Source organism: Alicyclobacillus contaminans DSM 17975, assembly GCF_000429525.1.
Classification (GTDB): domain Bacteria; phylum Bacillota; class Bacilli; order Alicyclobacillales; family Alicyclobacillaceae; genus Alicyclobacillus_A; species Alicyclobacillus_A contaminans.
In genome coordinates, this window is sequence record NZ_AUCA01000053.1 from 1 (window position 1) to 15,682 (window position 15,682).

At 56.1% G+C, this 15,682-nt stretch carries 28 protein-coding genes; 27 read left to right on the top strand and 1 reads right to left on the bottom strand.

Features of this window, described 5'->3' with window-relative positions:
• The first annotated feature begins 227 nt into the window (after positions 1-227).
• The 23 genes from G463_RS0115185 to G463_RS0115305 all read left to right on the top strand — a co-directional run bounded on the left by G463_RS0115185 (position 228) and on the right by G463_RS0115305 (position 12,968).
• The gene (locus G463_RS0115185; protein ID WP_051322348.1) at positions 228-785 is read left to right on the top strand and encodes a host-nuclease inhibitor Gam family protein; all 558 of its coding nucleotides are present in this window, start codon (positions 228-230) and stop codon (positions 783-785) included.
• A complete protein-coding gene (gene bet / locus G463_RS0115190) occupies positions 785-1,735 on the top strand; it encodes a phage recombination protein Bet (RefSeq protein ID WP_035487566.1) in 951 nt (316 codons plus the stop codon). Before G463_RS0115185 ends, bet begins: the two co-directional genes overlap by 1 nt.
• A complete protein-coding gene (yneA, locus tag G463_RS20775; RefSeq protein WP_169725487.1) occupies positions 1,683-2,027 on the top strand; it encodes a cell division suppressor protein YneA in 345 nt (114 codons plus the stop codon). Before bet ends, yneA begins: the two co-directional genes overlap by 53 nt.
• A gap of 3 nt (positions 2,028-2,030) precedes the next feature.
• Positions 2,031-2,567: an HNH endonuclease gene (locus G463_RS21950; protein ID WP_051322350.1), complete on the top strand. Its 537-nt coding sequence runs from the start codon at positions 2,031-2,033 to the stop codon at positions 2,565-2,567.
• Positions 2,568-2,644: 77 nt separating this feature from the next.
• Complete coding sequence (locus G463_RS22985; RefSeq protein WP_051322351.1) at positions 2,645-3,529, top strand: DnaD domain protein; 885 nt, start codon at positions 2,645-2,647, stop codon at positions 3,527-3,529.
• Positions 3,435-4,328 (top strand): ATP-binding protein, encoded by an 894-nt coding sequence (locus G463_RS20790; RefSeq protein WP_169725488.1) that lies wholly within the window; start codon positions 3,435-3,437, stop codon positions 4,326-4,328. The genes G463_RS22985 and G463_RS20790 overlap by 95 nt, the downstream gene beginning before the upstream one ends.
• The gene (locus G463_RS0115215) at positions 4,306-4,512 is read left to right on the top strand and encodes a hypothetical protein (protein WP_026975849.1); all 207 of its coding nucleotides are present in this window, start codon (positions 4,306-4,308) and stop codon (positions 4,510-4,512) included. The genes G463_RS20790 and G463_RS0115215 overlap by 23 nt, the downstream gene beginning before the upstream one ends.
• A gap of 12 nt (positions 4,513-4,524) precedes the next feature.
• The gene (locus G463_RS0115220) at positions 4,525-4,770 is read left to right on the top strand and encodes a hypothetical protein (protein WP_026975850.1); all 246 of its coding nucleotides are present in this window, start codon (positions 4,525-4,527) and stop codon (positions 4,768-4,770) included.
• A 15-nt stretch (positions 4,771-4,785) separates the two neighbouring features.
• Positions 4,786-5,076, top strand: coding sequence for a hypothetical protein (locus tag G463_RS0115225; protein WP_026975851.1), 291 nt, complete (start codon positions 4,786-4,788; stop codon positions 5,074-5,076).
• Positions 5,077-5,210: 134 nt separating this feature from the next.
• Complete coding sequence (locus G463_RS20795; protein ID WP_035487570.1) at positions 5,211-5,630, top strand: hypothetical protein; 420 nt, start codon at positions 5,211-5,213, stop codon at positions 5,628-5,630.
• A complete protein-coding gene (locus tag G463_RS0115240; RefSeq protein WP_026975852.1) occupies positions 5,630-5,848 on the top strand; it encodes a hypothetical protein in 219 nt (72 codons plus the stop codon). The genes G463_RS20795 and G463_RS0115240 overlap by 1 nt, the downstream gene beginning before the upstream one ends.
• Positions 5,848-6,060, top strand: coding sequence for a hypothetical protein (locus tag G463_RS0115245; protein WP_026975853.1), 213 nt, complete (start codon positions 5,848-5,850; stop codon positions 6,058-6,060). The genes G463_RS0115240 and G463_RS0115245 overlap by 1 nt, the downstream gene beginning before the upstream one ends.
• Entirely contained in the window at positions 6,057-6,356 is a 300-nt protein-coding gene (locus tag G463_RS0115250) for a hypothetical protein (protein WP_026975854.1), read from the top strand. The genes G463_RS0115245 and G463_RS0115250 overlap by 4 nt, the downstream gene beginning before the upstream one ends.
• Positions 6,357-6,459: 103 nt before the next feature.
• Positions 6,460-7,875: a helicase-related protein gene (locus G463_RS0115260; protein WP_026975855.1), complete on the top strand. Its 1,416-nt coding sequence runs from the start codon at positions 6,460-6,462 to the stop codon at positions 7,873-7,875.
• Complete coding sequence (locus G463_RS0115265; protein ID WP_026975856.1) at positions 7,872-8,762, top strand: DNA-methyltransferase; 891 nt, start codon at positions 7,872-7,874, stop codon at positions 8,760-8,762. The genes G463_RS0115260 and G463_RS0115265 overlap by 4 nt, the downstream gene beginning before the upstream one ends.
• 96 nt (positions 8,763-8,858) lie before the next feature.
• The gene (locus G463_RS0115270) at positions 8,859-9,173 is read left to right on the top strand and encodes a BC1872 family protein (protein ID WP_026975857.1); all 315 of its coding nucleotides are present in this window, start codon (positions 8,859-8,861) and stop codon (positions 9,171-9,173) included.
• Entirely contained in the window at positions 9,170-9,382 is a 213-nt protein-coding gene (locus tag G463_RS0115275) for a hypothetical protein (RefSeq protein ID WP_026975858.1), read from the top strand. The genes G463_RS0115270 and G463_RS0115275 overlap by 4 nt, the downstream gene beginning before the upstream one ends.
• Positions 9,379-9,765, top strand: a complete 387-nt coding sequence (locus G463_RS0115280; protein WP_026975859.1) for a RusA family crossover junction endodeoxyribonuclease — start codon at positions 9,379-9,381, stop codon at positions 9,763-9,765. The genes G463_RS0115275 and G463_RS0115280 overlap by 4 nt, the downstream gene beginning before the upstream one ends.
• Positions 9,762-10,673: a nucleoside triphosphate pyrophosphohydrolase family protein gene (locus G463_RS21960; RefSeq protein WP_051322353.1), complete on the top strand. Its 912-nt coding sequence runs from the start codon at positions 9,762-9,764 to the stop codon at positions 10,671-10,673. Before G463_RS0115280 ends, G463_RS21960 begins: the two co-directional genes overlap by 4 nt.
• Before the next feature lie 27 nt (positions 10,674-10,700).
• Positions 10,701-11,213 carry a DUF1492 domain-containing protein gene (locus G463_RS0115290; RefSeq protein WP_026975860.1) on the top strand — a complete coding sequence of 171 codons (513 nt, stop codon included), beginning with the start codon at positions 10,701-10,703 and terminating at the stop codon, positions 11,211-11,213.
• Positions 11,214-11,326: 113 nt separating this feature from the next.
• Positions 11,327-11,890, top strand: coding sequence for a hypothetical protein (locus G463_RS0115295; protein WP_026975861.1), 564 nt, complete (start codon positions 11,327-11,329; stop codon positions 11,888-11,890).
• Positions 11,891-12,072: 182 nt separating this feature from the next.
• Positions 12,073-12,333, top strand: coding sequence for a hypothetical protein (locus G463_RS22990; protein ID WP_156900250.1), 261 nt, complete (start codon positions 12,073-12,075; stop codon positions 12,331-12,333).
• Complete coding sequence (locus G463_RS0115305; RefSeq protein WP_026975863.1) at positions 12,333-12,968, top strand: homing endonuclease associated repeat-containing protein; 636 nt, start codon at positions 12,333-12,335, stop codon at positions 12,966-12,968. The genes G463_RS22990 and G463_RS0115305 overlap by 1 nt, the downstream gene beginning before the upstream one ends.
• An 82-nt stretch (positions 12,969-13,050) precedes the next feature.
• Here G463_RS0115305 and G463_RS22995 read toward each other — a convergent pair whose 3' ends face one another.
• Positions 13,051-13,200, bottom strand: a complete 150-nt coding sequence (locus tag G463_RS22995; RefSeq protein ID WP_156900251.1) for a hypothetical protein — start codon at positions 13,198-13,200, stop codon at positions 13,051-13,053.
• 236 nt (positions 13,201-13,436) lie between these two features.
• Between G463_RS22995 and G463_RS0115310 the strand changes: the two genes are divergently transcribed.
• The 4 genes from G463_RS0115310 to G463_RS0115335 form a co-directional block, all read left to right on the top strand.
• On the top strand, positions 13,437-13,673 hold the full coding sequence (locus tag G463_RS0115310; protein ID WP_245575918.1) for a hypothetical protein: 237 nt from the start codon (positions 13,437-13,439) through the stop codon (positions 13,671-13,673).
• A gap of 509 nt (positions 13,674-14,182) precedes the next feature.
• The gene (locus G463_RS0115320; protein WP_026975865.1) at positions 14,183-14,419 is read left to right on the top strand and encodes a hypothetical protein; all 237 of its coding nucleotides are present in this window, start codon (positions 14,183-14,185) and stop codon (positions 14,417-14,419) included.
• A gap of 428 nt (positions 14,420-14,847) precedes the next feature.
• On the top strand, positions 14,848-15,321 hold the full coding sequence (locus tag G463_RS0115330) for a hypothetical protein (RefSeq protein WP_156900252.1): 474 nt from the start codon (positions 14,848-14,850) through the stop codon (positions 15,319-15,321).
• A gap of 84 nt (positions 15,322-15,405) precedes the next feature.
• Positions 15,406-15,682, top strand: a 277-nt coding sequence (locus tag G463_RS0115335; RefSeq protein WP_026975470.1) for a transposase, incomplete at its 3' end; no start/stop codon positions are given.

Here is a 15,682-nt window from a genome sequence, read left to right on the forward strand (position 1 = left end):
CCAAGCGATTGTGGTCAGGGCACTGGACGGTGATTCTGCATGACAGACTTCCGCGTTGGGCAGCTCGTCCGCATAGGCCCCGGCGCCGACAACGCAGCGGGGAAGACAGGCCGGGTGGTATCGGTCGGCCTCACCATCTGCGATGTGCGAGTGGAGGACGGGATACACAGCTTTACCGGGGCATTTTGGAAGGAACACTTGCAACCCATGGAGGAGGGTGAAAAAAGATGAGCATCAACGCACTGCAACTGATGGAGATTGAGGAACTGCAGGCATCCCAGGAACGTTTTCGCGTGACAGACCTGAACGGCGCCAACTGGTGCCTGCGGAAGTTGGCGGCCCTGAAGGCGAAGGAAGCAGAGGTCAACCAGCTGGCGGATGCTGAGGTCGAGCGAATCAATGCTTGGCGTGACAAGGAGCTCGCGAAGGTCAAGGAGAGCACGGACTACTTAGAAATGCTGCTCATGGAGTACCACCAAGAGCAGCTGAAGCTGAACCCGAAGGCCAAGACCATCACGACTCCGTACGGAAAGCTCAAGTCCATGACACGCCAACCTTCTCCGAAGAAAGCGGACGACGAAGCGCTGCTCCGGTTCCTAGAGGAGAACGGCGAGACCGAGTACATCAAAGTCAAAAAGTCACCCGACTGGGCGGCGTATAAACAAACTCTTCGGATTGTTGAGGCGGATGGCGACTACTTTGTGGTCGACGAGAACGGGCAACCAGTAGAAGGCGTGGAGATCGACTTCGGAGGAACGAGCTTTTCAGTGGAGGTGGCTGAGTGATGGCAAAACCGGAGCAGACTTTGCAGGTACTTGAAGGCCAGAAGGCAGTACAGACCGGCCTTGAGTCTTTCACCCAGGAGCAGATCGAGGTCATCAAGCGGACCGTGGCCAAAGGGGTTACGGATGCTGAACTGAGCATGTTCCTGACCTTGTGCGGGCGCTACAAGCTGGACCCGTTTCTCAAGGAGATATGGTGCATCAAACGCCAAAAGAAGGACTCGAACGGCAAGTATGTCGATGACCCCAACGCTCCGGCTGTCATCATGACAAGTCGCGACGGTTACCTGAAGGTCGCTCAGCGTGACCCTGACTTTGATGGCCTCAAGTCCTTCGTGGTTCGCGAAGGCGATGAGTTTTCCATCGACGCCGAGACGGACAAGGTGTCCCACAAGTTCGGTACCAAGCGCGGGAAAATCATCGGCGCCTGGGCTGCGTGCTACCACAAGCGGCGGCGGCCGGCCGTGGTGTTCGTGGACTTCGATGAGTACAACGCTGGGTCGAACACATGGAAGCAGTACCCGTCAGCCATGATTCAGAAGGTGGCAGAGTCCATGGCGCTTAAACGACAGTTCGGCATATCCGGTCTGACGACACAGGAAGAGATGGACTCAACGTTGGTGGTCGAGAGCAACGACAAGGCAGCTTTCGAGGCGCAAGCCGAGTGGAAGCGGGTCGCTCTGGAGCTACGGAAGAAGGGGGCGGCTGTTGGGTTCGGTCTGACTGAACTGAAAAAGATGGCTCACTCCTATTTCGGAAAAGCGGACCTCCATGATCTCACCATCGTCGAGATGCAGCAGATGATGGACACGATCGACAAGCTGTTGGCGGACGCTGAAGCGGAGGTAGGGAAGCCTCAGCAGCTTGATCAGCCTGCACCGGAAAGGGAGGAATCGGATGATGAGCCAGTTATCCCGGGGACAGACATATCCGATGATGACCTCCCGTTCTAAGCGCACCCTGCTGCGGAGGGTACCCACTCCCTCCGCCCAGGCGGTCGGATTGGCACTGTGCGTACTGCTCGGCGGCTTCGTCCTGGCCCAGTACACCACGCAAGACCTACATAGACCGACAGCTACGACAACATACGTGGTGCAGCAGGGAGATAGTTTATGGTCTATAGCCACGGCCGCGGACAAGAATCACGACCCTCGGGATGTAGTGGCTGAGATAGAGCAGTTGAACGGACTGAACGACACTGACATACAGCCGGGGCAGACCCTGGTGATTCCGATGGAGGGGTGAACCGTGAAGAACCATTTTGTGGTTGACGGAGATCTAACTAGGATATTCGTGCCTTGGAAAGACAGGCTGCTCGAAACCCTAATTGATACATCAGATTTGGAAAAGGTCATGTCCTACGACTGCCGGTGGTTCGCAAGATGGATGCCAAGACAAGGAGTTTACTACATCCGTTCATATCACTATCTAAACAGAAAAAGAACGAATTTGTATCTGCATCGCCTTGTTGTGGATGCACCTCCAGGTATGGTTGTGGACCACATCAACCACAACACACTGGACAATCGAAAAAGTAATCTCCGGATAGTCACAAATGCGGAGAACTTGCAGAACACACGAGGCGCACAAAAGAACAGCACAACCGGAATTCGTGGTGTTTCATGGCACAAGAAACAAAAGAAATGGGAAGCCCAACTGAGGGTCAATAATCGGCAAATTCATGTTGGGTATTTTGACGACATACGAGACGCTGAACGAGCTGTAAAACACGCACGAGCTGTGTTAATGCCCTTCAGTCAAGATGCCGCAGAACTTCATGTTTAGATGCTTGGCCGCATCCCACAAAAGAGAGGGTATGCGGCCGGGGCGGAGATTATTCAAGGCGCGGGAGGTGATTGTGATTGCCAAACCGGATCATAAAGGAATCCATTCGAACGTCGGACACTTTGACATTGGTTTCCGCCGATGCGGAGCGGTTGTTTTGGAGGTTGGTCGTTTCAGTTGATGATTACGGCCGGTTCGACGGTCGGACAAACATCGTGATTGGTCAGTGCCTAAGTGCGTTTCTGGGCCAGGTGACTACTGAGCAGGTTGACGGCTGGCTGACAGAGTTGGAACGCGCAGGGTTGCTCCAACTGTATGAGGTCGATGGCAGACGATACCTTGCGTTGACAAACTGGGACAAACACCAGCGAAGGCGCGCAAAAGACAGCAAGTTTCCGGCACCCGTTGATGATTGTGGACACTCGCGGACATTTGACATCAAGTGTAGTCAGCCGCAGACAAATGTTGTCCCTAACGTAAACGAGAACGAGAACGTAAACGAGATCGTAAACGAAAACGAATACGAGAACGACAACGTACAGCGAGAAGTCGCAGCAACTGTCGAACAGCAGCCGCCGGATGAAGCGTCGATGATCACGTTTGATACGGAGGATACGTTCTTGTCCTCCTCGTTAGAACCAAAGTTTCGTTCGGCCTACCAGATATACCAGGACAGTGGCTTCGGTCCAATCAACAAGCAAGTGCAAGACGCCATCGATGGACTCTGCGAGGAATTCTCGGAGCGGTGGTTTACAGAAGCTGTGCAAGAGGCTTTTTGGCAAAACAAACCCCGACTCGCCTACGTGCGTTCGATTCTCCAAAACTGGCGAGCCGAAGGCGGGATAAGACGGTCAGGAGGTGTCGACATTGACATTACAGCCCGTAGCAGAAGTTCTCAGCAACAGCGTGCCCCGAATAAAGCGAGAAGAACAATCACCGGCGGCAAAGTCGGCCGCATATGAGTGCGAGCTGTGCCGAGATGAGTGCGTGGTGGCCGTGGACATCGCCACTGGCGAAGAGTACCCGGTGGGTGACATGCGACTGTGGGACGAGGAAAAGCAGGCATGGCGGCCGCATCACTTTCGGGAGTGCATCTGCGTTGAACGGCGCCGCATGGCGAAGTTGCTCAAGAGCAGTCAGATCCCAGAACGGTACCGGGATGTTGGGTTCCGGGGATTCCGGGTACAGGGACGCCCAAAATGCGTCAGAGAAGCCCGGGATGCGGCTCTGGAGTACTACCAGCGTTTCCACGAGATCCGGAAGACGGACGCGAACAGCATTGCCATCGTAGGGCCGCCGGGAAGCGGTAAGACACACCTGCTCATGGCGATTGCAAACGGCCTGATGCGGTTGGGCATATCTGTTCTCTATTTTCCCTGGGTCGAGGGAATGGAAGAACTGCGCAGCGACTGGGATGGCCTCCAGGCCCGGCTGGACGCAATGAGACAAGTGGACGTGCTGTACATCGACGACCTGTACAAGGGGCGAGAAACTCCGACTGGATTCGCTCGCGAAAAGATCTACGGGATTATCAACTACCGATACAGCAATCGCCTTCCGATGATGGTCAGCTCCGAACTCAGTTTCGATGACCTTTTCGTAGTCGATGCGGGTATTGCCCGGCGCATCTGGCAGCCGTCGAAAGGGTTCCAGGTGCAGATGGGACTTACGCCCGAAGAAGAGGCGGCCGGCATGGAACTGAACTACAGCCTGGTGGTTGGACGCGAGGTGGAGACCGATGGCGGTCGAGACAACGGGTGACAGGTTCCGCCGATTGTTCAGTCAGAGAGCCTGGGAGCGGCTGCAACAAGAGGGACTGCTGATCATCGAAAAGGCCGACCTGGACGCGCAAATGAAAGCTTACAACCGCGTGAAAGAAGAGAATCGGCTCCTGCGGGCGCGCATTGCGCAGCTTGAAGCGAGAATGGCGCCGAAGGGCCAGTGAGGAGGCGGTGACGTGGCACGCAGCATCCCGAAGTGGTTCGAAGAGTGGGCGAAAGACGCAGTCGAGCAGTGGAAGCACGACGGGCGGTGGTACATCATCCGTCACGCGGAAGGCTCGAAGTTTCAATGGTTCCTCGACTACATGGATCTCGATGGCATGGGTGGTGGCGGAGCGCCGTTTCGGACACGAGAAGAACTTGACGAGTACGTGCGGACATACCGGCTGCGGCCATATGAGCAGCTGACGCTGGGGATATGAGGGGAGTGACGAGGGATGAACATCCCGGTTGGACACAAGTACCGTCTCACTTCGGACAACCTCAACATCGTCGTGGAGCAGCGCGCGGACAACGCGCGAAAGGAGGGGGCGGAGCCAGGTTGGAGACCCATCGCATACTTCGCACGGATGGAGCAGGCAATCGACTTTCTGCTGGAACGTCATATCAAGGCGTCAGAGGCGATGACGTTGCAGGAGTTGGCCAATGATATTCACTCGGCGAGAACTGCGCTCTACGAAGCGATACGAACCGCTGGTGAAGGGTTGCAAGCAACGTTGCAGCTGTAGGAAAGGAGCGTGTGAGGGATGCCAGTAAAAAGGGGCAACGGCAAGATAGCGATTAGTGAGCACCAATGGATACACATGGTTGTCGGAATGGTGTTTCGGCAAACGCGCGAAAGAACTGAGGACGGTGACTCCTGATGGACGAACTGCCACAAAACATCGTGCATATAGACGTGCTCAGAATCAACCGTGGCATCGAAAAGCGGTGCAAGTGCAAGGAGCGGACGTTCATCGTCGATACGCAAAACCGCCGTGTGAACTGTGGGATCTGCGGGGCACTGGTTGACCCATACGAGGCGATTGAATACTTGGCCACCTATTGGGAGCGTGTAGAACAACAAACCGAAGCCTTACTGGAGCAACGGAGACAGATCGCAAACTACAAGCCGCACATGGTTGTTTTCAGGAAGTTGGAGCAGAACTATCGCGGGAAAAAGATGCTGCCGTGCTGCCCACATTGTAAACGCGGTTTTTACTTTGAGGAAATCGACACCTGGGTAAGTCGTGGATATGAGGAACACAGGCGGTTCGAAAGTAGGCGTGGGGGTGATTCCTGATGGCAGTGAACGAGAACAAAGTCCGTCGGATGGACTTCACCCGGACGGAGCTGGTCCGGATTCTCGGTGCGTTGGAGGCGGCCTACGAATCGTGCCCGCGTACAGAATGTGAAGTCGGCCACGAGTACAAAGCGATTGCTGGCCGGATCGAAAAAAAGTTGCCGCGGAGTCTGGTGGTGGACCCGGTAGCGTTCTGGAGAAAGCGGGGTGACTCCTGATGGACGACGTACGCGGACGGGCTGCCGCCATCCTAACCGACCACAAGCTGCGGATGCTGGAGCAGGCCGGGCTGAAGGTGGTTGAACGGCGGAGGTTAGAGGCATTGGAGCGGTTGGCCGAAGAAGTGGAGCGGGCGCGATTGTCTGGCCAGTTGGTTTGTCCGCCGCCGCTGGAGTACGCAATAAGCGAACTGGAGGCGATGGAGAAATGAACGTGACACCTGGATGCAAAGTGCGATGGGAGAGTCATGGTGCAGGCTGGTGGACCACGAAGGAGGGAGAGGTGGTCGACGTGGTGACCGAGTTCGACAGTGCGTTCAGGCTGCTGCCGGATGGTCTCCCGAGGTCCCGCAGGAAGTTTGACACGGACCGTGCCATGGTTGGCAAACGGGTGCTGGTAAAGGTGCCGCGGATCAGCAAGAAAGATGGCAGCGTGCTTGGATATGACTACTACTGCCCGTGGCTGAGTGTCGTGACGGTGGTCGAGGAGGCGATGGAGAAGGCATGACCGAGATGTACTGGCTCTGGTGCCCCAGCTGCCGCCGCTGGTGGCTGGGGGATGAGGATGCGGTCAGGAAGATATGCCATGAGTGCAGGAGGGAGGAGACGGCGTGAGTGCGAGTACCGAGTTCAGTTTATCAGCTTACTTCGAGTTTTTGGCGACAAAGAGTGTGGCGTCTGTTCCAACCGGTATCGATGTCCAAAGAAGTGCTCTCCATCCAAAGCTATTTGATTTTCAGCGAGACATTGTACGGTGGGCACTAAAGCGAGGGAAAGCAGCAATATTTGCGCACACCGGGCTAGGCAAGACATTGATGCAACTTGAGTGGGCGAATCAAGTTCAGAGAGACTCTGGCGGAAAAGTTCTGATACTTGCACCTTTGGCAGTATCGAACCAGACCGCCAGAGAAGCAGAGAAAATTGATCTCACTGTGCATGTATGCCGCGATGATTCGGATGTCCGTGATGGCCTCAACATCACGAACTACGAGCGGTTGCACAGATTCGATCCAGAACAGTTTACAGGCATAGTGTTGGACGAGTCGAGTCTGCTCAAAGCGTATGACGGAAAGATGCGGAACATCATCATTGATTCGTTCAAGAGAACGCCATTCAAACTCGCTTGCACAGCGACGCCTGCACCAAACGACTACATGGAGCTTGGCAACCACTCCGAGTTCCTTGGGATTATGACACGCTCTGAGATGCTGTCTATGTTCTTTGTCCACGATGGCGGAAACACGTCACAATGGCGGCTCAAGGGGCACGCGGTCGAGAAGTTCTGGGAGTGGGTAGCTTCGTGGGCGGTGTTGATCCGCAAGCCTTCAGACCTCGGATATGAGGACGGCGACTTTCTGCTTCCACCGCTCAACATCGACGAAATCGTGCTGCCGGCAACCCATCCGCCGGAGGGATACTTGATTCCATTCGCGGCGCAAACGCTGCAGGAGCGCCGCCATGCACGGAGCAGCACGATTGCGGAACGTGTTGCGGCTTGCGCCGACATCGTGAACGCTACGGATAAACCGTTCCTAGTCTGGTGCGACCTAAATGCCGAGTCCGAGGCACTCAGAAAAGCCATACCGGACTCCGTGGAAGTCAAAGGTTCTGACAGCTCAGAGCACAAGGAAAAGGCGATGCTGGACTTCGCGGATGGGAAAATCCGTGTTCTTGTGACCAAACCTTCTATCGCGGGGTTCGGGATGAATTGGCAGCACTGCAGCGATATGGCCTTTGTTGGCCTGTCCGATAGTTTTGAGCAGATGTTCCAGGCAATACGCAGATGCTATCGGTTCGGGCAGAAAAATCCCGTGAACGTTCACATCATCACGTCTGAGCTCGAGGGTGCGGTACTGGACAATGTCAAACGGAAAGAAGCGGAGTTTGAAGCCATGGCGGAGGCCATGAGCTGGTATACGCAGGCAATCGTTCGGGCCAATATACGCAGCGCCGCGATAGAGAAGACGGAATATACGCCTCAAGTGGACATGAAACTTCCAGACTGGCTCAAGGGGGATGCAGTATGAAGGTTCTCGACCAGATTGTCACGGATCAGTTTGCGCTTTACCACGGAGACTGCGTGGAAGTGTTGCGAGGAATCCCGAGCGGGAGTATCCACTTCACCGTCTATTCGCCACCGTTTGCGTCGCTCTATACCTACAGCAACAGTGACCGGGACATGGGCAACTGCAAAGACGAGGAAGAGTTCCTACAGCACTTTTCCTTCCTTGTGGACGAACTATACCGCGTGACGATGGCGGGTCGCCTGATGGCCGTTCACTGCATGAACCTGCCGACGAGCAAACAGCGTGACGGATACATTGGCATACGCGACTTTCGTGGGGATTTGATTCGTGCATTCCAAAGAGTGGGCTGGATTTATCACAGCGAGGTCTGCATCTGGAAAGACCCCGTGACCGCCATGCAGCGTACCAAGGCGCTCGGGCTACTACACAAGCAGCTAAAAAAAGATAGCGCCATGAGCAGGCAGGGCATCCCGGACTATCTCGTGGTGATGAGAAAGCCGGGAGACAACCCGGAGCCTATCACACATACCAACGAGTCCTTCCCGGTCTCGCTCTGGCAGCGTTACGCCAGCCCGGTGTGGATGGATATTAACCCATCCGAAACGCTGCAGAAGGAATCTGCGCGAGAGGAGAAGGACGAAAAACACATTGCGCCGCTACAACTTGAGGTCATACGCCGGGCCGTTGAACTTTGGAGTAACCCCGGAGACGTTGTTCTCTCTCCGTTTGCCGGGATTGGTTCCGAAGGATACGAGTCAATCAAGATGGGGCGTAGGTTTGTTGGAGTCGAACTGAAACCATCGTACTACCGGCAAGCAGTGAAGAATTTGCAAGCTGCAGCGGAAGCGACCCAAGTGAAAACACTTTTTGACTTTGCAGAGGCGTGATTTTCCCTGCGAATACACCGAGCAAGGTATTTATACTGGGGCAAGCAAAAAACGGCTCCAGCAGGCTGCTAGGGGCCGAAACGGAAGGGTGAGAGCATGAAGTGGAGCGAGATGTCACCGCGTGAACGGGATGCGTTGGTGGCAGAGAAGGTGATGGGGTATACGGAGTGCGGCAAAGAAGAGCCGATCGAGTACACCACACACATCTCAGCAGCTTGGGATGTGGTGGATAGAATGCAACAACTGGGTTGGAATATGGACTTGATGAACGCTTATATAGTTCCCGAAATCGGAAGACAATGGGGATGCGACTTAAGAGATGGACGTAACTTGGTGGTCGGATTGGGGCCAACTGCACCCGAAGCAATCTGTCTCGCCGCACTCCGCGCCGTGGGGGTGGATGTGGAGTGAGAGTGGGTGACTACGTTCGGGTGCTTTCGCTGGCCGGGAACCCGAAACGGCCAAAGCGCAAAGAGCTGCTGCAGATGCCGGGGCGATACGGAGAAGTGGTGTACGTTTCCCGCCACGGCTGGGCAACGGTTCGGATGGATGAAGGTTACACGGAGGCGTTCTGGCTGGACAAGCTGGTGGAGTTAGAGAGCGGGGAGGCGATGGCATGAGTAGATTGGTGCTGCCACTTCCGCCGAGTGTAAACCACGCATACCGCAACTTCACGACAGCGAACGGGCGCCGGATGCGCGTACCAACGCGAGAGGCCGCGCGATTCAAACGCGACGCTGCATGGCTGGCTAAGGCGTGGCGCGCTGATACACGGTGGTCCATCCCACCAGAGGACCGGAAAGTGATCGTCCGGATGTGGGTGTACTGGCGGGACTGGCGCCGGAGAGATACGGACAACACATGGAAGCTGACGCTGGATGCGCTCAAGGGCATCCTGTACGAGGATGACAGCATGTGCCTGCCGCAGGTGATTGACTTCGGGGTAGACCGGGAGAACCCGCGGGTTGAAATCGAGCTTGAGGTGAAGGAGGGATCATCGTGAGTGAGCCGACCTTCATGAACGGAAAGATCAACTACGAGCTGATGATCCGTAGCTACGCCGAGGAAAACGAGGTGAGCTTCCGTGAGGCCATGGAGTTCGTGGCGAGCCGCAACAGTCTGGAGTGCGCAGCGTCTCTCATCGGCGTAGAACTCGAGGGCTACAGGTCGGAAGCGGCCAAAGCGAAACTCAACCAGCTCGGCGAGTTTCTGGACCGGAAAGGATACCAGGTTCCGCCGATGTGGGATACAGGTGCGGAGCAATACATTGATCCGTCGCCAAGATCGCGCTATCTCCCGCATGATGAACATGTCGTAGCGTATCTGGAACTGCGAAAACAAGGCGTGCCGAGATATAAGGCGGCCGAGGCTGTCGGTGTAAAACGCGGCAGCATGACGTACTGGCTACGGAGGCACGGTTTGGATACCCCAGAAAAGGAGTCGGCAGCGATGGGTAAGGTGGATAAAGTGAAACCCTTCAAGCAGCAATCAAGTGAGACTGCTGATAAATCTTCGAACAACATCAGTTCTTCAGAAAACTATCCACAACCTGTGGATAAGCCATTCGAAACGGAGATAACGGTCACGTTGAAACTCGAAGAACACGTGATCCGCGCCGGGTTCAAGGCGCTGATGGACCAAGCATATGACACGGCCTGCAGTAAGGGATGGCACGACGAACCGGTACTGCTGCCTGTGCAACTCGCGCTGATACACAGTGAGGTCAGCGAGGCGCTGCAGGCGGATCGGAAGGGAGAGGGCGCGGATAAGGTATCAGAAGAACTGGCAGATGTGATGCTCCGCGTGATGGATACCGCGGCCACACACAAGCTGGACTTGGTAGGAGCTCTATTCGCGAAGATGGCGAAAAACCGGGCGCGTGAATACCGGCATGGTGGGTTGAAGTATTGACGGTTGGCAGTGAAAGGAGTTGGCGCCATGGGTAGTTTCGATGCAGAGATCACGGTGTCGAAAAGGTCATCCGGCTTCCGCGCGGCAATGGAGCGGTGGCACTGGCTGGACGGAGAGAAACGCCGCCTGGAGCACCAGATCGCCCGACGCCGTGAACGCATCGCCCGGTGGAAGGCGGATCTGGCGAACGCAGGGCAGAAGGCCATCACCTATGACAAGGATCGGGTGCAGGGTGGCCAGCCATACACCATGGAGGACTACGTGGCCGACACGCTGGAGCGCATCGAGCGGACGGAGCGCGAGATCTCCATGCTCCAGCATCAGTACGACGAGATATGCGACCAGATCCAGGACATCGAGGACATGGTGGCGCTGTGTCGGCCGGAGTATCAGACGGTGCTGACGATGTACTACCGCGACAAAGCCCCATGGCACGCCATCGAGGCGCACACGAACTACTCGAAGAGCCGGATATACGAGATCTTGGAGGAGACGGTCGCATGGGTTGACGGAACTTTATGGAGCGCTGAAAGGAGGTGAGATTGTTCATCTCACACCCCGCCGATGTGCGGGGATATTTTTTTGATTCACCTGTTGTAAATTACAACACCCCGTGTTATAATGTTGTCAAATACAACAGGGAGGCGGTTAAGATGACGAAGAAGGAGATTATGCAACGAGCACATGAACTTGCGCGGCAGATGGTCGGTGACTATACGGCGCGGTTCGTCCTCGGTTTGCGGCAGGCGTGGCGCGAAGCGAAGCAGGGTGCCTGCCCGCATACGGATCGGCCGCAGATGCACTTTACCTTCGCTACAGGCCGGGCGTTCACTGGATGCGACGAGTGCATCAGGCGCGAGCGCGCCATAGAGGCCGAAAAGCTCCGTCAGGCGACGGCGGCGCGCTGGGGCATCCAGATGCAGGCTCTGCAGGGCAGCCCGAAGCAGATTGCATGGGCGGAGGATATCCGTGCGAAGGCGCTGGAGTGGCTGTCCGCCGCCACGGAAGAAGACGTGCAGGCGAGCATCCAGAAGCTCGCTCGCCGCACCGGGATGAGCACCGAACAGGCTGCAGCGACCCTGCGCCAGCGGGTAGCCACCCTTCTCGGTACGTCGAGCGCGCGCCACATCATCGACCATCGCAGCATGATGGGGCAGGGGATGCTGTACACCATCGTGGTGCAGACGGTGGCGGAGCTGCGGGGTGAGATCGCATGACATACCACCACATCCCGAAGCTGGCTGGTGTGACGGAAGCCGCCGCGATCCTCGGCTGGGATCGACGGAAAGTGGCGACATACTGGGGGCGAGGAAAGCTGCCCGAGCCTATCCAAATCCTCTCCGCCACCCCAGTGTGGACGGAAGAACAGATCATAAAATACGCAAAGGAGGAACTAGGGATGACAATGTTCATGGCAGAGAAGCGCATCGAACTCTTCGAAGACGGCGAGTTCGAAGCGAAACGCGTGACCTGTGAGCCATCAGAGGACGGCCTGGTGTATCGCGCGCAGTACCACGGATGGTGGACCCGCCCGGACGGACAGCGGGTGCGAGGTGAGATCAACGCGCAGTTCATCGAGCCGGTGCAGGACGACGCGGACGCCGTACTGAACGCAGGCTGGGAGCCCGGCCTGTGGACGGTCGAAGAGGTCGCGGAGTAGTGCCGAAACAAGTCAACAGGGAGCGGCTGGAGGCGTCTCTAGCCGCGCTGCGGGAGTTTGCGGAGAAGATCGGACACTGGCCATCCATCCGCGAGTGGAACGCGTATGCGAAGGACCATGATGCGATGGCAGCCGTCACCATCACACGACGCATGAGAATGAAGTGGACGGAGGTCGGAAAGCAGCTCGGCTTTGAGACGCCGACGGAGCAGGACTGCATAAATGCCTTGCGCGAGGCTGCGGCGGTTTATCCAGGGCTTTCCGTCGGGGACTATGAGAAGTGGCGGGCGAATCATCCAGACAGGCCGAACGCCAACGCTATGCTGCTCATGTTTGGAACGTGGAATGCCGCGAAGGAAAAGGCGGGGATAAGTCTTCAGGCGCCACACGTCCACGTCATATCGGATGAAGATATGATTCGTGCGCTGAAACTCTGTGCAGAGGCATGCGGCCCGTCCTTCGGCATGAGGCAGTATCGGGAGTGGAAGATGGCCCATCCAGAACATCCGAGTCTCGCCGCCATCTGTATGAGATTCGGCACGTGGAATGCGGCGAAACAGCGCGCAGGTCTGACCGTGTCGCCGCACGGCGGGGCTCGGAAAAGGAAAAATCGCCGGAAAAACACCGGAAAATGACCGGACTCACAGGACGGGATATCCTGCTACACTGGCATCAGTGGAGAGTATCCACCACGGGGCGTTTGCAGAGTGTCGTTGTTCACGCCAGTTCACCGCTGGCGTTGGGGGCGCGATGGTCGACATCTGCCTGTGCGTACATGGACGGATGAACACCGGTTTTCGACTCGTGTCCCGAACGCTGGTGATGAGCCAGCCACCCTACCCCCATATGCACTTGGCCATCAGCCACGGCTGGTGGCTTTTGTATTGCTTCAGGGCATCGGCTGCGGCTGGTGCTCTTGTTATTACACTGGCCCTGCAAGGCGGTTCCGTACGACCGAACACCTCCCACCGAACCGGAGCGGTTCTGCAGGGCTTCCTCCGGTAATGACATGAGGTGATTTGATGCATTTTTGCTGGACCTGCAATGAACGTGTTCCGTCCGGCACGAGGATGTTGGGTTGCGAACTATGCGAAGGGTGGGCGGTGACAGTGGGTGAGCACGTGGCGCAGGAAACATTGCGAAAACGCGAGATTGCGAAGCTGAAAACTCGCTACGCCAAGGCTGTTACGGCGGCGCAACGGGCAGCTGAGGCGCGCAGGGCGCTCCCGCCCGGTAGCTCGCGCGCACGAGTGACGACCGCCAATGCAAGATGGGCTGCCGCGGCAGAATATCGGGATATGCTGGCAGATCAACTCAGAGAACTGGGTGAGGACGTGTGAAGAAGAAACAGCGCTTGAATCAGAGAGAAGGCGTGACAGTCACCATTGCGCGCCGGGAGCGGTTGACGTTTAGGGACATTGAACGTCTGATGCAATCGGCGAATACTTACGAGCGCCGCGGAGGTAAGCTGAGGCAACGTAGGCGTGCGCGGGACACCTAACATGGACCACCAAGGTTTACGCGCGAGCGGCTGAGTGGTTGGCACAGATGGTGTTACGCGAGCCACATCCAAAGTGAAAAGTGGCTCAGCAGTCAGGGGATAAACACGCGAGTCTGATAAGTCCCTGCAGGGCGCTCGCCCCCTGACTGGTGCGTCACTTTCAGCGCACCGACTTCCTGAGCGAGGGTTTCAGTGTATGGACCCCCCTTGCGGGCGACCACCGGCTAGCGTACGGGCCGGTGGGAGATATGTGGAGGCCGCCAGCTTTGTCTGTGGGCTGGCGGCAGATCCTTTTTATGCAGGAGTTCCCAGGCTTGCGGCGAATATCCTCCGCGGGGAGGGTGAGAGATGAACAACCAACTCGATCTGGGCAAAGCTTTCGCTCCAGCCGTGCCGAAGTTCATGAATTTCGCCGTAGCAATCCTGGCTGTGCTGGCCATATCGCTGGTCATCGGTTGGATTGCTGGCATGATAGCGCCGCTGGGGATCAAGCGGCCTGTGCGAAAGTATGTAGCGTCAATCTTGGCGGCACTGGGAATTTTGTATTGTATGTCACATATCACATCCATTATGGGGCTGGGATAGAAGGAAAACTCTTCCGCGCGGAGAATGAGGAAGCGGGAGGTGAATGGTAGATGAAGTATAAAGTTGTACCCGTTAAAACATCGTGGAATCACCCGTTGAGGAGTTCAAACGAAGAACTTTTGATGACCGCACTTAACGACCATGAATACAGAGAGTACGAACTTCACTCCATAGTTCCTGTACTCCGCGCTGGAGAAACGCAGGAGTTCTTGGTTATATTGAAAAAACACTGAAACGTCAATTTTACCCGCTTCGGCGGGTTTTTTATTTGTGGGAGAAAAGCGTAACGCCGTAACCCATCGTAACGTAACGGCGTAACGCGTAACGGATGGAGGTGTAACGCGATGGTCGGATACCACAAGAATTGCAAGCTGTGCAACAGTGAACACCGAGCAACAGCAGAGAAGATGAGGCAGGATGGGGCCAGCTTGCAGAAGATCGCAGACTTCATGGCCGAGCATGGCGTGACGCTTTCAAAGGTGGCGGTGAAACGCCACTTTGACACACACTTTCCTGTGCGTGATGAAGTGGCAAAGCGGTACGCGGAACAATCCGAAGCGGTACTACAGGAAGCCGTTGAAAAGCGCCTAAGTGACCTGGAACTACTCGACTCCATGATTGAGCGGGCCTATCGTATGAATGCGTTGGCGGATGACCATATCAAAGAAGCTGTATCTACCGAGTATCCTGTGACGCTAAAGAACGGCCGCCCAATGCTCGATGCTGAATACAAACCAGTGATGCGTAAAGGTGTCCCTGCTAAGCAGATGGTCGATCTGTTCAACGGCTCGATGGCTGAATTTCGGCAGGCGCTCAAGTTGAAGGCAGAATTGCTTGGAGAGAGCAATGGGGATGCTCCGATAAAAATCATGTTCGTGGATGATCTGGATGACGACAGCTGAAGTTCGCATGTCAGAGAAAATATACTGGCCCCAGAGTCAACCCAGACAGAAGGGATGGGTTAAGATGAAGTAGAGGTGTTTATGATGCCGGGACGTAAGTGGACAGTGGACGAGAAGATGAACATCGTGCTCGAGGGCATGATGCCCGGTGCGAATATCAGCGAGGTATGTCGGCGGCATGGCGTGGCCCAGAGTCTGTATTACAGGTGGCGTGAAGCGTTCCTGACTGGTGGACGGGCTGGGCTTCAGTCCGGACCCTCTACGAGGGAGCAGGAGCTGGAGAAAGAGTTGCAGGAGGCTCGGGCTAAGATCGGTGAACTCACGATGCAGGTGGATGTGTTGCGAAAAAAATCGAATTGGG

Excerpts from the sequence above, each read along its gene's own strand:
- G463_RS0115225 (WP_026975851.1), top strand. The coding sequence starts at position 4,786 with ATGAACATCCCGGTTGGACACAAGTACCGTCTCACTTCGGACAACCTC.
- G463_RS0115295 (WP_026975861.1), top strand. The coding sequence starts at position 11,327 with ATGACGAAGAAGGAGATTATGCAACGAGCACATGAACTTGCGCGGCAG.
- G463_RS0115265 (WP_026975856.1), top strand. The coding sequence starts at position 7,872 with ATGAAGGTTCTCGACCAGATTGTCACGGATCAGTTTGCGCTTTACCAC.
- G463_RS0115215 (WP_026975849.1), top strand. The coding sequence starts at position 4,306 with ATGGCGGTCGAGACAACGGGTGACAGGTTCCGCCGATTGTTCAGTCAG.
- G463_RS0115250 (WP_026975854.1), top strand. The coding sequence starts at position 6,057 with ATGAACGTGACACCTGGATGCAAAGTGCGATGGGAGAGTCATGGTGCA.
- G463_RS0115320 (WP_026975865.1), top strand. The coding sequence starts at position 14,183 with ATGAACAACCAACTCGATCTGGGCAAAGCTTTCGCTCCAGCCGTGCCG.
- G463_RS0115240 (WP_026975852.1), top strand. The coding sequence starts at position 5,630 with ATGGCAGTGAACGAGAACAAAGTCCGTCGGATGGACTTCACCCGGACG.
- yneA (WP_169725487.1), top strand. The coding sequence starts at position 1,683 with ATGAGCCAGTTATCCCGGGGACAGACATATCCGATGATGACCTCCCGT.
- G463_RS20795 (WP_035487570.1), top strand. The coding sequence starts at position 5,211 with ATGGACGAACTGCCACAAAACATCGTGCATATAGACGTGCTCAGAATC.
- G463_RS0115270 (WP_026975857.1), top strand. The coding sequence starts at position 8,859 with ATGAAGTGGAGCGAGATGTCACCGCGTGAACGGGATGCGTTGGTGGCA.
- G463_RS0115185 (WP_051322348.1), top strand. The coding sequence starts at position 228 with ATGAGCATCAACGCACTGCAACTGATGGAGATTGAGGAACTGCAGGCA.
- G463_RS0115280 (WP_026975859.1), top strand. The coding sequence starts at position 9,379 with ATGAGTAGATTGGTGCTGCCACTTCCGCCGAGTGTAAACCACGCATAC.
- G463_RS0115290 (WP_026975860.1), top strand. The coding sequence starts at position 10,701 with ATGGGTAGTTTCGATGCAGAGATCACGGTGTCGAAAAGGTCATCCGGC.
- G463_RS0115245 (WP_026975853.1), top strand. The coding sequence starts at position 5,848 with ATGGACGACGTACGCGGACGGGCTGCCGCCATCCTAACCGACCACAAG.
- bet (WP_035487566.1), top strand. The coding sequence starts at position 785 with ATGGCAAAACCGGAGCAGACTTTGCAGGTACTTGAAGGCCAGAAGGCA.
- G463_RS22990 (WP_156900250.1), top strand. The coding sequence starts at position 12,073 with ATGACAATGTTCATGGCAGAGAAGCGCATCGAACTCTTCGAAGACGGC.